Here is a 12987-nt window from a genome sequence, read left to right on the forward strand (position 1 = left end):
GCCCGGATCACTCCGGGCGCCCCTTTCGCGTGACCGGTGCCAGGACGCGGCCTCGGCACGCTCTGCCGGGCGGACGTGGACGGGCACGCGTCGGACCGGCGGGAAGACGCTGGACGGGCGCGCGCTGGACCGGCGGGAAGAAGCGGACGGGCGCGCGCTGGACCGGCAGACACACCCCGGACGACCGGCAGGCACTGGACCCCGGCAGGCAGACACACCCCGGACGACCGGCACGCACTGGACCCGGCAGGCAGACACACCCCGGACGACCGGCACGCACTGGACCCGGCAGGCAGACGCTAGGCGCTGGATCTGGTCGGCAGACCCTGGACCGGCAAGCGGCGCTGGGCGCTAGATGCGGACCTCGACCGTGCCGGCCAGCCTGTCGTGCAGCCCACGGCCGTCGCGGTCCCAGATCAGGGCCGGGAGGGCGAGGCACAGCAGGACCGTGCGCAGCAGGGCGCGCAGCGGGTTGACGGTGCCGGTGGCCAGGGCGACCACGCGCAGACCGAAGACGCGCTTGCCCGGGGTGCTGCCGACCGTGCCGACGGTCAGGACGCCCAGCACGAAGAAGACGAGCAGCGTCCAGTTGCCGGTCCGCGGGTCGTAGCCGTCCGTGATCAGGCCGTATGCGATCAACAGGCACAGCCCCCAGTCCACGGCGAGGGCCCCGAGCCGCCGTCCCGCGCGGGCGACCGAACCCGGCCCCTCCTGCGGCAGACCGAGCTGTTCGCCCCGGTATCCGAAGTCGGCACCGGCGTCTTCCATGGCCGCGCGCGGCCCGGAAAGCCACGATCCGATTGCTTGCCTGTTGTCCACCCGTCCACGGTACTGCGGCCGTATATGACCGGGGGACGCCGGGGTGGGTCGGGGCTACGGTGTAACCAGACCTGGTTAACGTCTGTGAAACAAACGGGTCACGCCCGAGAAATCACGCATCCCTAGGGTCGGGGACAATGTGTGCCACCGCACTGGCCGCACAAACGAACTACCACCCCGGCGGGACGGTCGGGAGTAGGAGGAGCTGGATGTTCCAGAACGCCGACGAGGCCAAGAAGTTCATCGCGGATGAGGACGTCAAGTTCGTCGATGTCCGTTTCTGCGACCTGCCGGGCGTCATGCAGCACTTCACGCTGCCCGTCGAGGCGTTCGACCCGGACGAGGAGCTCGCCTTCGACGGCTCGTCGATCCGCGGTTTCCAGGCGATCCACGAGTCCGACATGGCCCTGCGCGCCGACCTGTCGACGTCCCGCGTCGACTCGTTCCGCCGGGACAAGACCCTCAACATCAACTTCTTCATCCACGACCCGATCACGGGCGAGCAGTACTCCCGTGACCCGCGCAACGTGGCGAAGAAGGCCGAGGCCTACCTCGCGTCGACCGGTATCGCCGACACCGCGTACTTCGGCCCCGAGGCCGAGTTCTACGTCTTCGACAGCGTGCGGTTCCAGACCTCCGCGAACGAGTCCTTCTACCACATCGACTCCGAGGCGGGCGCCTGGAACACCGGCGCCATCGAGGACAACCGTGGTTACAAGGTCCGCTACAAGGGCGGTTACTTCCCGACCCCGCCGGTCGACCACTTCGCCGACCTGCGCGCCGAGATCTCCCTGGAGCTGGCCGCCTCCGGCCTCAAGGTCGAGCGCCAGCACCACGAGGTGGGCACCGCCGGCCAGGCCGAGATCAACTACAAGTTCAACACGCTGCTCGCCGCGGCCGACGACCTTCAGCTCTTCAAGTACATCGTGAAGAACGTCGCCTGGCGCAACGGCAAGACCGCGACCTTCATGCCGAAGCCGATCTTCGGTGACAACGGCTCGGGCATGCACGTCCACCAGTCGCTGTGGCAGGGCGGCTCGCCGCTCTTCTACGACGAGGCCGGTTACGCGGGCCTGTCGGACATGGCCCGCTACTACATCGGCGGCATCCTCAAGCACGCCCCGTCGCTGCTGGCCTTCACCAACCCGACGGTGAACTCGTACCACCGTCTGGTGCCCGGCTTCGAGGCCCCGGTCAACCTGGTGTACTCGCAGCGCAACCGCTCCGCGGCCATGCGTATCCCGATCACCGGCTCGAACCCGAAGGCCAAGCGCGTCGAGTTCCGCGCGCCCGACTCCTCCGGCAACCCGTACCTCGCCTTCTCCGCGCTGCTGCTCGCGGGCCTGGACGGCATCAAGAACAAGATCGAGCCGGCCGAGCCGATCGACAAGGACCTCTACGAGCTGGCGCCCGAGGAGCACGCGGGCGTCGCGCAGGTCCCGACCTCGCTCCCGGCCGTGCTGGACCGCCTGGAGGCCGACCACGAGTTCCTGCTCGCGGGCGACGTCTTCACGTCCGACCTGATCGAGACGTGGATCGACTACAAGCGCACGAACGAGATCGCTCCGCTCCAGCTGCGCCCGCACCCGCACGAGTTCGAGCTCTACTTCGACGTGTGATATCGCCCCAGGTCAGAGCGGGTATCCGCTCTGACCTGGGCCGGCTGTGGGCCGTCGGCCGTGCTCTTCCTCCACTGGAGGGAGCACGGCCGGCGGCCTTTTTCGGGCCCTGCACCGCGAACGGCTACCGCGGGCGCAGGGCGGGCCGGCGCACCGGACCGCTCCCCGGGCCCCGCTCCGGGATGACGCCGGCCGTGATCAGGGCGGGCTCCCACAGGTACATGTTGAAGTAGTTCCTGATGTCGGGCTTGCTCATGTGCGTTCCCCTCAAGGGGAGTTGATCGGGGTGGGTGGTGGAGCGGGCGGCCTGCGGGACGCGTTAACCTCGCGCGCATGGGTGGGGAGATCGAGGCGCAGAGCGCCACCGAGGTTGCAGGCCGTACGTGCCTGAGATGCGACAACGTGCTGCGGGAGCGGCGAATACCGCGCTTGTTCTGCTCGCCCGGGCACGCGGCCCAGGCAGCGTTCGCGGTGGTGCTCGCTGTCTTCGCGGCCGAGCGGTTCGGCCTGCGCTTCGTCCTGAACGTCGTGCGTGCAGTCCGGTACATCGGGCACCTGCTGGGGTGGCTCGGGTCTCCGGACTGAGCTGGTGTTCCTCGCGTCCTACCGGTCCGGGTAGGCGCAGGGCACGCAGATGCCGAGCGCGGTGGGGATGACGTATCCGACATCGCGCCGGCAGGCCGGGCAGGTACGGCGGGCGGACCGGCTGCCTGTTCTTCAGGCAGCGCCCTGTTCGTCGGGAACAGCCCTGTCGAGTAACTGACTGAAGGGTCAGCTAGGGTTCTGCTCATGGGTAGGGCTCAGCGGGAGGACGACGGCCGGGATCACGGTGGGTTTCGCTGCCGGTGGTGCCAGGCGAACGTCACCCCGGCGGGACGTCGCAGGCCGCGGCGCTACTGCCGCACGTCACACCGTTGGAAGGCGTACGGCGCCGGGGCCGCAGCCCTGGTCGACTTCCTCTTCTGACTCAAGCGGCCACGCGCTTCCACGCCGCGCGGAGGCGGACCTCGGATGCGGGGCGGTCGGCTCCCGTACGCCGGCCGCGAACCGGACAGAAGTGGATGGCCAAGGCCACCGGTGAGCGGTCAGCGGTCAGCGGTCAGCGCAGTCATAGGAGCCGTCCGCCTGCCGCGCGATGGAATTGTGACCCCAGCACTTCAGCATCGGTGCAATCGTGTACGCCCTATAGCAGGCCGCGACGAGCAGCAGACCGCACACCACGCCGACGAGCGGCCGCACGCGCCGAGACACCCGCAAGGTGGCTGCTAGCGCCCCGAGGAGCGTGGCAACGCTGAGGGCCAGCGGAAACAGCGCAAGGCTGCTGAGGTTGTCCCGCCACCCCGCGAATGCATCTGGAGAGTCGATCTCCACCGTGGCGATGAAACTCAACAGGAGCAGCAGCCCGCCAAGCGGCACCAACCCCGCGATCAGGCCCACGGTCACACAGCCTCTCGCGATGCCTTCCCGCTCTGAGGGTGCCGAGGTGCCGGCCATGTTCATACCTACCCTTCGGTGCTCGCCGCAGTGACTCTCCCGGGTCGCACAAGGGAGGTCAACAGCTCCAAGAGCGTCGTGCCACATCCGTGGCAGAGGCGGGGCGTCGTCGTCGGGGTGGGCTCTTCGTACGGCGTTCCGTACAACCTTTCGGGCCTCACAGGCTTCTTACGGAGGGGGGTGATTCCCCTGACGTGATCGGAAGCAGAAAGGTAACGGGGATGGCCGAACAGCACGACTCCGAGTACGAGTTCGACCACAGGTGGGCGAGCGCGGCCGAGCACAAGGAGCCCTCGGCCCGGGCCCGGATGCTCGCGGCACGCTGGAAGGACAACCCGCCGGGACCGGTGCCGTTCCGCGCGGACCCGGGGCCGGCCGGACCCCGCCGCTCGTCGTGGCTGTCCACGGTGCTGGTGCTCGGCTGTGTCGTCGGGGTGATCCTGCTCCTGGGGTACGCCAACCTGCGGTCGTCGTACTGAACGGCGGGAGCGGGCCTTCGCCGCGCGGAGCGGGGGCAGGCCTTTGCGGCTCCTAGAGCCGTGCACGACCGCTTCATGGGCCAGGTCAGGTGCACACTGGGCAGTGGGACGAGTGCCTGACTGCGGGGTGATGCAGATGCAGAGCCGATTCCGGAGCGACCGGCGGCTGACCGTGCGGATGACGGTCACGCTGTTCCTGCTCGGACTGCTGTACGTGGCGTTCGTCGCCGCGTTGATCGTGTTGCTGAAGTCGTGGGTCCTGGTCGTCGTCGTCGCGGCGGGTGTGCTCGCCGCCCAGTACTGGTTCTCCGACCGGATCGCGCTCTACGCGATGCACGGCCGGATCGTGGAGCGGGAGGAGCATCCCGAGCTGCACGCCGTGATCGACCGACTGTGCGCGATCGCGGACATGCCGAAGCCGGTGGTCGCGGTGTCCGAGATGGGCATGCCGAACGCGTTCGCGACCGGGCGCAACCCCGACCACGCGGTGATCTGCGTGACCACCGGGCTGCTGCGCCGGCTCGAGCCCGCGGAGCTGGAGGGCGTGCTGGCGCACGAGCTGTCGCACGTGGCGCACAAGGACGTCGCCGTGATCACGGTGGCGTCCTTCCTCGGAGTGGTCGCGGGTCTGGTCGTGCGGTTCGCCTTCTACTCGGAGCTGTTCGGCGGGCGGGGCCGCAAGGACCAGAACACCCTGGCCGTGTTCGCCGTCGTGATGGGGGTCTCGGCGGCGGTGTACGCGATCAGCTTCCTGCTGATCAGAGCCCTGTCCCGGTACCGGGAGCTGGCCGCGGACCGGGCGGCGGCACAGCTGACCGGGCGACCCTCGGCACTCGCCGCCGCGCTGACGAAGGTCTCCGGCGACATCGCCCGGATCCCGACGAAGGACCTGCGCACGGCCCAGGCCTTCAACGCCTTCTACTTCACCCCGGCGCTGGGCGCCGAGCCCGGCCTCGCCAGGTTCTTCTCCACCCACCCGAGCCTGGAGCAACGGCTCGACCAGCTGGGGCGGATCAGCGTCGAGCTGGGTGAGGCCACGGCGCCCGGGAAGGCGGGCTGAACATGGGGCTGTTGGACATCCTGCTCGGCCGTACGAGACCGGTCGCGCCCGATCTCGACCAGCTCTTCGCGCTGCCGTCGGCGGCGGTGACGCTGGAGGCGGCGACCGGCTTCACGCCGACCGGGCAGGGTGCGGTGTGCTTCGCCACGGTCGAGGGCTCGGCCTTCGAGCAGACCCACCGCGAGGTCCAGGCACTGCTCGACGCGGACGCCGACCGCACCGGCCCCCCGGTCGAGCTGACGCAGGACGAGTACGGCTACTCCTGGCTGATCTCCCGCCGGGCCCCCGACGAGCTGGCGCTCCTGGTCAACGATCTGCACGCGGTGAACACGTCGATGGAGGCCAACGGCTTCGGGCCGCAGCTGCTGTGCTCGCTGGCGGGGTTCGAGGGACAAGGCGGCGACGCGGGTCGCAGGCTGGCGCTGGTCTACCTCTACAAACGCGCGACCTACTTCCCGTTCGCGCCGCTGCCCGGTCAGGAGCAGCGGCGCGACAACGCGCTGGAACTCCGGGTCAAGGCGGCGCTCGCCGACGATCTGCGCGTCGAGGCGGATCTGAGCCGCTGGTTCCCGGTGTGGGGCGCCCCCGGTCTGTGACCTCCGGGGGCGCGTGGACGACGGTCGGCCGGCCGGTTCAGTTGCCGCGGTCCTGGCGGCGGGCCTCGAAGGGGCGCTCGCGACGGTAGCGGCGCTCCCACTTGGCCTGCTGGTCCCGGCGGGCCCGGTACGCCCGGTAGGTGGCGGGCGCCGCTCCCGTCGGGGTGCCGGGGCCCGGCATGGTCGCCGAGGTGGTGCCCTGCTCGTGCCCCGCGGGCCGCGCATACCGTGCGTAGCCGAGGAGCAGAGCGGCGGCGGCCAGCCACCAGACGTGGTTTCCGAACCCCAGGACCACCAGGACGACGGCTCCGGCCATGATGACGGTGCTCATGACAGATGCCTCCTTGTCCGTGGATGGGTGAGCGTGTCGTGTGCTCAGCGTAGGTGGACGGTCACTCGGCGTGCATCTCCTTTTCCCCAGACCTAGAGTCGTATCAAAATGACTCAAAAGGGGTGTTCCGGATGAGCAATCTCTTCGTTGTCGCCTACGACGACCTGGCCACCGCCAACCAGGTGCGCGAGAAGCTGTTCGAGCTGTCCAAGCAGCATCTGGTCGAGCTGGAGGACGCCGTGGTCGTCGAGCGGCACGACGACGGCAAGATCAAGCTGCACCAGGCCGTCAACCACACCACGATGGGAGCGGCGGGCGGCGCGGTGTGGGGCGGTGTGATCGGACTGCTCTTCCTGGCTCCGCTGCTCGGCGCCGCGGTGGGCGCGGCGGCCGGTGCGGCCGGGGGCGCGTTCACCGACACGGGCATCAACGACAACTTCATGAAGGACCTCAGCCAGAACCTGCGTCCCGGCGCGGCGGCTCTCTTCGTCCTGGTCAAGCACGCGGCCGGGGACAAGGTGGTGCCGCAGATCGCCTCCTACGGCGGCCAGTTGGTGCAGACCTCGCTCAGCAAGGCCGACGAGGAGGCGCTGCGCGAGGCGATCGAGGCGGCCCGGGCACCGCAGACGGAGGCCGCCCCCCGACCGGCCGCCCACCAACCGGCCCCGCAGGACCCGGCCGCGCAGGACCCGGCCGCGCAGCAGAAGTCCGCGCAGCGGAAGGTCCCGCAGGAGAAGTCCTCGTCCTGAGGTCCCCGAACCGGGTGTGCCGGGCGCGCCGTGAGTGAATGGGCGCATGAGCGAGCTCTCCTCCTTCAGGCACGACACCGACGGTGAACGACTGAGCGGCACCTACGGCGGTGGCAGTGAGGACGACGGCGACGGTGGTCCGGGCGGGACCACCGTCGTCCTGCTGCACGGCGCCGGCAACGGCAGCAAGGAGCGGCTCCTCCCGCTCCAAGCGGAGTTCGCCGCCCGAGGCTGCCACGCCGTCGCCTTCGACTTCTCGGGGCACGGCGAAAGCAGCGGAGCACTGCGGGAGTTGAGCCTGCGCCGCCGCTTCGAGCAGGCGGTGTCCGTGATCGACGCGCACGCCCCGGCGGACGGCCCGCTGGTGCTGGTGGGGTTCAGCATGAGCGGGCAGACGGTGGCGGACCTGACCGCGCACTACGGGGACCGGGTGGTGGCGCTGGGTCTGTGCGCCCCCGCGGTGTACGCGGCCGAGGCGTGGGAGGTGCCGTTCGGGGACGGCACCGGCCGGTTCAGCCAGATCATCCGTACGCCCGACAGCTGGCGCGGGGCGCCCGCGCTCGACGCGCTGCGCGCGTACACGGGCCGGGCGGTGCTGGCGGTCCCGGGGAGCGACGCGGTCATCCCGCCGGCCGTGACGGAGGCGGTACAGGACGCGCTCACGACCCGCGCGCGGTACACCCGTCTCGAACTCCCCGACGCAGATCACCAGTTGGGGCGGTGGCTGCGCGACCACCCGGCGGACCGCGAGAAGTTCGCGGCGGCCGTACTGACCGGCCTCGGCGACCACGGCTGGACGGAACCGGCGCCGGAGGTGCCGCGGGCACCGGAAACGCCGGAGGTACCGGGAGTGCCGGAGATACCGGGCAGCCGGCTGGAGGCGTACGCGCGGGGGCTGGTCGAGCGGGGCGGCTGAGTCGAGCGTCGGGCGCCCGGGGCGGCTGATTCGGCGTCAGGCGCCCGGGGCGGCTGACACCACTCCGGCCGCCACGGCCGCGCCGAGGGCCGCGTGGTCGGCGACGGTCTGGTCGGCGTAACTCAGCGCGAAGTCGGCGACGGCCCGGTCGAAGGTGTCGGCGCCGCCGAGGTAGGCGGCGATGGCGACCCGGTCGCCGGAGCGGGCGTGTCCGCGGGCCAGAGCGGTGCCGCACAGCCGGGCGTACGCGTGCAGGAGCGCCGGGCCCATCCCGGCGACGTCCGCGGAGCACTTCGTGTCGCGCAGCTGCCGCCAGTAGAAGGCGCGGCCCTGCGGCCCGGTCATCCAGCCCAGGAAGATGTCGTCGGCGGCCTGGAGCAGCCGCTGCCCGGCGACGATCCGGTGGCCCGGGTGGACGTACGGCCCGCTCGGCAGATGCGCCTCGAGCACGGACTGTCCGGCCTCCTTGATCTGGAGGAAAAGCGGGTCGTCGTCGTCCCGTCCGGCGAGCAGCACCAGGAAGCAGCGGGTGCCGACGCTGCCGACGCCGACGACCTTGCGGGCGGCGTCGACGAAGCGGTAGCGGTCCAGGAGCAGCCGGCGCTCCTCGGTGAGCGTGGAGCGGTAGTCGCTGAAGATCTTGCGCAGCGCGGCGGCGTCGGAGGCGCCGGCCGACTCCAGGAACGGCGGATCCTGGATGATGCGCCGCCGGCCGTCGACGATCTCGGTCAGCTTGCCGACCGCCTGGAGGCTGGTGCGGCGACGGGCGCGGGTGAGGCTGGACGCGGCGCGGCGGCGTTGGCGCCCGGACCGCACCAGGGGCAGCAGCAGGTCGGCGTCGATGCACTCGTACCAGACCGCGAGCTCACCGAGCCGGGCCAGCCGCCGCATGGCGGTGCGGTACCCGGCCACGGCCGCCTGGACGCCCTGGCGCACCTTGGTCTCGGTGTGGCCGTTCTCCCGGGCGGCCACGGCGACGGAGACCGCCAGTCGTTTGACGTCCCACTCGAAGGGCCCGGGGAACGTCTCGTCGAAGTCCTTGAGGCCGAAGAGCAGCTTGCGTTCCGGGGAGGCGTAGAGACCGAAGTTGAGCAGATGGGCGTCCCCGCACAGCTGCACGGTCAGTCCGGTGTGCGGCTGGGCGGCGAGGTCGGCCGCCAGCACGGCGGCCGACCCGCGCAGGAAGGCGAACGGGGAGGCGATCATGCGCCCGTAGCGGATCGGCAGCAGCTCCGGCAGCCGGTCCCGTCCCTGCCGCTCCAGTACGACGACGGGGTCGGGCCGTTCGACGGACGGCAGCCAGAGGCCGTGCGCGGAACGCGACACGTACTTGCGGGCGTCCCTGCCGCGCTGGGCGCGGTCGACCGGGCTGCTCACGAGCCGGTGTCCGTGCCCGGCCGTGCCGTGCCCGGGAACGCGTTCCGTGCCCCGCGCCGCGTACCGTGCAGCTTCATCCGACCTCCCTGCCGAATCCACCCTTGGAGACCCACCCGCCGAACTCACCCTCTGAGGGCAGTGAAAGCCCTGGGCGGGCGTGCCGCATGCCCAGGACGGCGATCGTGTGACGGTCCGGACCGGCCCCCGTTGTCAGTGGCGTGGGCGAGGATGCCCTCAGGTCAGTGGTACGCGGGCGGGCGGAGGTCGGCATGGGCGGGGAGCGGTACATCGGCGTGGCGGAGCGGCGGGCCCGGCTGGCGCTGCGCCACCGGCTGGCCGGTTCGGCACGGGCGGCGGTCCCGGAGGACGTCGCCCGTTCCCTGGTGGCCCTGCACGGCACGGATCCGGCGACGGTGTACCTGGCGCTGGGCGCGCGCCTGGCCGAACCGGCGACGACGGTCTCCGCGACCGAGCGGGCGCTCTACACCGACCGCACGCTGGTCCGGATGCACGGCATGCGGCACACGGTGTTCGTCTTCCCCACCGACCTGGCCGCGGTCGTGCACGCCTCGACCGGCCTCGACGTCGCCGCCCGCGAGCGCGCCTCGCTGCTGAAGGACATGGCGAAGGCCGGCGCGCCGGACGCGGCCTGGCTGACGGAGGTCGAGGAGTCGGCCCTCGCCGTGCTGGCCCGGCGCGGACAGGCGACGGCGGCCGAACTGGCCGGGGACGAGCCCCGGTTGCGGGAGCGGTTCGTGTACGCGGCCGGGAAGAGCTACGAGGGCGTCCACACCGTCTCCACGCGGCTGCTGCGGGTGCTGGGGGTGGAGGGCAAGGTGGTCCGCGGGCGCCCGCTGGGCTCGTGGACGTCCAGCCAGTTCCGCTGGGCGCCGGCCCCCGAACACCCCGAGCTGGATGCCGCCGAGGCACGCGCGGAGCTTCTGCGCCACTGGCTGGCGGCCTGCGGGCCGGCGACCGAGGCGGACCTGAAGTGGTGGACGGGGTGGCGGGTGACGGACGTCCGCCGGGCGCTTGCCGCGATCGGGGCGCGGGAGGTGGACCTGGACGAGGGCACGGGTTACGTCACCGACGGCGACGTCGATCCCGTGACCGGCCCCGAGGAGCCGTGGGCGGCGCTGCTGCCGGGGCTCGATCCGACGGCCATGGGCTGGCAGCAGCGGGACTGGTACCTGGCGCCGGAACTGCGTCCGTCGCTGTTCGACGGCAGCGGGAACGTGGGGCCGACGGTGTGGTGGAACGGGCGGGTGGTGGGCAGCTGGGCGCAGCGGCCGGACGGCGAGATCGTGTGGCGGGTGCCTTCGGGGGACGGCGCGGGCCGGGAGGCGCAGGCGCTGATCTCGGCCGAGGCGGAGCGGCTGCGGGGATGGCTGGGAACGACAAGGGTGACGCCACGGTTCCGGACGCCGGTGGAGCGGGAGTTGGCGGAATCGGGCCCGTCCGGCGCCTGAGGACAAGACCGATCAGGCCGCGGCGGGGGTGATGGGGGCGCCGCCGACTCCCGTAACGACGGACGGCACGTCCCACGACGGACGACGAACCCGGAACGACGAACAGCAGCCGCCCCCACGGAGCGGACCGGCACCATCGGACGACGGACCCGGAACGACGGACGGCAGCCGTCCGCACGGAGCGGACCGGCGCCGGGCGCGGTCGGTAGGAGACCACGCCCGGCGCCGCCGCTCACCTCGCGTAGCGCATCAGCGCGCGCACCATGTGGCACGTCGTGTCCGACGGCGGGTGGACGCCGATCTGTTCCGCCGTGCTCCGAATCGTCTCGTTGCGTGCCTGGTTCGGCAGGTAGACGCCGGAGTCGAGCAGGGCGATGGCGAGGCGCATCGCCTTGAGGCGGCGGTTGTGCGTGACGTACCACTCGCGCGGGCGCCCGGGGGGCAGCGGTCGCTTCGCGACCGGTGCGTAGGGCGTGTCGAGCAGGACGGCACGCTTGGCGGTGGACTGGGTGGGCAACGTCTTCCGCTTCAGTGCGGCAGCGGGCACAGGCATCCTCCTGTCGCGATCAGGGCGTCCCCCCGAGGTCCGACCACCCCGGCGACACCCTCGAACACTGCTTCTATTCTACCGTCCGGCACTGACAAAAGCCCCTGGCCACAAGGGCTTTCGGGGGCTCAGTGACGCCTGAGAAAGACGGGTTTTCGCGTACCGTGGGCGCCATGGAAATCTGGATCAATCCGGCCTGCTCGAAGTGCCGCGGCGCCCTGGAGCTGCTCGACGCCGAGGGCGCCGACTACACCGTCCGCCGCTATCTGGAGGACGTGCCGACGCAGGACGAGATCAGCGCCGTACTCGACCGGCTCGGCCTCGAACCTTGGGACATCACGCGCACCCAGGAGGCCGCCGCCAAGGAGCTCGGTCTGAAGGAGTGGGCGCGGGAGCCCGGTTCGCGCGAGCGTTGGATCCGGGCGCTCGCCGAGCATCCGCAGCTCATCCAGCGTCCGATCATCACCGCGGACGACGGCACGGCGGTGGTGGCCCGGACCGAGGAGGCCGTACGGGACGCCATGGCCCGCCCCGGATCGTGAACCCGCACGTCAACTGCGTTGTGACACAGGTTACTTGGGTGACTCCTGTAACCACTGAGTAACTTCGTTCGGCATCTCGTACATAGCGGCGTACGCACCCCTACCTCTCAGGATGGCGCGCATGTCACGCAGGAAAACGCTCAGCACGAAGAAGAAGCTCGCGGTGCTGGTCAGCGCAGCGGCGGTGGCGGGAGGGGGCGCCTTCGTCATGGCGAGCACCTCGAACGCCTCCCAGTCCCCCAAGACCCTGTCCGCCGGGGACTCGACCGTCTGCCTGGGGCTGGCCACCGCCCTCGGCAACAACCAGTCGTTCATCGACGGTCAACGGGCCAACCCGGACGCGCAGTCCGCGGCCCGGATCGCCAATCGCGAGGCGGTCATCGCGCAGATCAAGGTGCAGCAGCAGGCGTCCGGTTGTGCGGTTGGGGAATCGGCTCAGGGCTCCCAGACCACACAGCCGGTCCAGACCGCTCCCGCGCAGACCGCCCCCGCGGGGAACGCCGGTAATGCCGGCAACACGGGGAACACCGGTAACGCGGGTAACGCGGGCAACAACGCCGGTGGTGCCGCTTCCGGTCAGCAGGTCTGCAACGGCTCGACGGTCACCCTCTCCGGAGAGGGCGGCGCTCCGGCCGCGTCCAGCAACCAGTTCCCGGCGGGCACGAAGCTGAAGGTCACCAACCTGGACAACAACAAGTCCACGACGGTGCAGGTCACCGGGGTCTCCGGCAGCTGCGCCCTGCTCAACAACGCGGCCTTCGAACAGGTCCGTGAGCCCGGCAAGTTCCTGATCCGCCGGGCACTGATCGAGAAGGTGGGGTGAGGTCCGACGCGGAGGGAGATACCTGAGGTGGCACCCCGGCCCGGGGACGCGGCACGCCGCAGCGTCTGACCGGACCTCCGGACACGTTCGCCACCTCGTACGTGTCACCGGTCCTGCTGCTCCCGGCCAGGGGCAGCAGGACCGGCACGTCCGGGTCCGGCACCAC

Annotated in this window: 16 protein-coding genes; 10 read left to right on the forward strand and 6 right to left on the reverse strand. The window is 71.0% G+C overall.

Translation table 11 applies throughout. From position 1 onward, the window contains the following. Positions 1-351: 351 nt before the first annotated feature. A complete protein-coding gene (locus ACFV0T_RS32195) occupies positions 352-819 on the reverse strand; it encodes an RDD family protein (protein WP_385786900.1) in 468 nt (155 codons plus the stop codon). A 209-nt stretch (positions 820-1028) separates the two neighbouring features. On the opposite strand from ACFV0T_RS32195, the gene glnA reads away from it, so the two are divergent. After that, entirely contained in the window at positions 1029-2438 is a 1410-nt protein-coding gene (glnA, locus tag ACFV0T_RS32200; RefSeq protein WP_385786903.1) for a type I glutamate--ammonia ligase, read from the forward strand. A gap of 124 nt (positions 2439-2562) precedes the next feature. On the opposite strand, the gene ACFV0T_RS32205 is transcribed toward glnA, so the two are convergent. Then, a complete protein-coding gene (locus ACFV0T_RS32205) occupies positions 2563-2694 on the reverse strand; it encodes a hypothetical protein (protein ID WP_385786906.1) in 132 nt (43 codons plus the stop codon). A gap of 77 nt (positions 2695-2771) precedes the next feature. Here ACFV0T_RS32205 and ACFV0T_RS32210 point away from each other — a divergent pair, with 77 nt between their 5' ends. Next, entirely contained in the window at positions 2772-3023 is a 252-nt protein-coding gene (locus tag ACFV0T_RS32210) for a hypothetical protein (RefSeq protein WP_385786909.1), read from the forward strand. 507 nt (positions 3024-3530) lie between these two features. Here ACFV0T_RS32210 and ACFV0T_RS32215 read toward each other — a convergent pair. Beyond that, positions 3531-3932, reverse strand: coding sequence for a hypothetical protein (locus ACFV0T_RS32215; RefSeq protein WP_385786912.1), 402 nt, complete (start codon positions 3930-3932; stop codon positions 3531-3533). Positions 3933-4153: 221 nt separating this feature from the next. Here ACFV0T_RS32215 and ACFV0T_RS32220 point away from each other — a divergent pair, with 221 nt between their 5' ends. From ACFV0T_RS32220 to ACFV0T_RS32230, 3 genes are all read left to right on the forward strand, one after another. Next, positions 4154-4411 carry a hypothetical protein gene (locus ACFV0T_RS32220; protein WP_385786915.1) on the forward strand — a complete coding sequence of 86 codons (258 nt, stop codon included), beginning with the start codon at positions 4154-4156 and terminating at the stop codon, positions 4409-4411. A gap of 136 nt (positions 4412-4547) precedes the next feature. Beyond that, complete coding sequence (htpX, locus tag ACFV0T_RS32225; protein WP_385786918.1) at positions 4548-5471, forward strand: zinc metalloprotease HtpX; 924 nt, start codon at positions 4548-4550, stop codon at positions 5469-5471. 2 nt (positions 5472-5473) lie between these two features. Continuing rightward, the gene (locus ACFV0T_RS32230; protein ID WP_385786921.1) at positions 5474-6067 is read left to right on the forward strand and encodes a hypothetical protein; all 594 of its coding nucleotides are present in this window, start codon (positions 5474-5476) and stop codon (positions 6065-6067) included. Between the two features lie 37 nt (positions 6068-6104). Here ACFV0T_RS32230 and ACFV0T_RS32235 read toward each other — a convergent pair whose 3' ends face one another. Continuing rightward, positions 6105-6398 carry a hypothetical protein gene (locus ACFV0T_RS32235; RefSeq protein WP_385786924.1) on the reverse strand — a complete coding sequence of 98 codons (294 nt, stop codon included), beginning with the start codon at positions 6396-6398 and terminating at the stop codon, positions 6105-6107. A 131-nt stretch (positions 6399-6529) separates the two neighbouring features. On the opposite strand from ACFV0T_RS32235, the gene ACFV0T_RS32240 reads away from it, so the two are divergent. Next, complete coding sequence (locus tag ACFV0T_RS32240) at positions 6530-7147, forward strand: DUF1269 domain-containing protein (protein WP_385786927.1); 618 nt, start codon at positions 6530-6532, stop codon at positions 7145-7147. Positions 7148-7193: 46 nt separating this feature from the next. After that, positions 7194-8063: an alpha/beta hydrolase gene (locus tag ACFV0T_RS32245; protein WP_385786929.1), complete on the forward strand. Its 870-nt coding sequence runs from the start codon at positions 7194-7196 to the stop codon at positions 8061-8063. A gap of 36 nt (positions 8064-8099) precedes the next feature. Here ACFV0T_RS32245 and ACFV0T_RS32250 read toward each other — a convergent pair whose 3' ends face one another. After that, complete coding sequence (locus tag ACFV0T_RS32250; protein ID WP_385786932.1) at positions 8100-9440, reverse strand: DUF2252 domain-containing protein; 1341 nt, start codon at positions 9438-9440, stop codon at positions 8100-8102. Positions 9441-9709: 269 nt separating this feature from the next. Here ACFV0T_RS32250 and ACFV0T_RS32255 point away from each other — a divergent pair, with 269 nt between their 5' ends. Beyond that, positions 9710-10909, forward strand: a complete 1200-nt coding sequence (locus ACFV0T_RS32255; protein ID WP_385786934.1) for a winged helix DNA-binding domain-containing protein — start codon at positions 9710-9712, stop codon at positions 10907-10909. A 232-nt stretch (positions 10910-11141) separates the two neighbouring features. Here ACFV0T_RS32255 and ACFV0T_RS32260 read toward each other — a convergent pair whose 3' ends face one another. Continuing rightward, the gene (locus ACFV0T_RS32260) at positions 11142-11456 is read right to left on the reverse strand and encodes a hypothetical protein (protein ID WP_385786937.1); all 315 of its coding nucleotides are present in this window, start codon (positions 11454-11456) and stop codon (positions 11142-11144) included. Positions 11457-11629: 173 nt separating this feature from the next. On the opposite strand from ACFV0T_RS32260, the gene ACFV0T_RS32265 reads away from it, so the two are divergent. Continuing rightward, positions 11630-11998 carry an arsenate reductase family protein gene (locus ACFV0T_RS32265; RefSeq protein WP_385786939.1) on the forward strand — a complete coding sequence of 123 codons (369 nt, stop codon included), beginning with the start codon at positions 11630-11632 and terminating at the stop codon, positions 11996-11998. Positions 11999-12119: 121 nt separating this feature from the next. Then, the gene (locus ACFV0T_RS32270; RefSeq protein WP_385786942.1) at positions 12120-12821 is read left to right on the forward strand and encodes a hypothetical protein; all 702 of its coding nucleotides are present in this window, start codon (positions 12120-12122) and stop codon (positions 12819-12821) included. Positions 12822-12987 lie beyond the last annotated feature (166 nt).

Origin of the sequence: Streptomyces sp. NPDC059582, from assembly GCF_042735715.1 — a bacterium.
GTDB lineage: Bacteria > Actinomycetota > Actinomycetes > Streptomycetales > Streptomycetaceae > Streptomyces.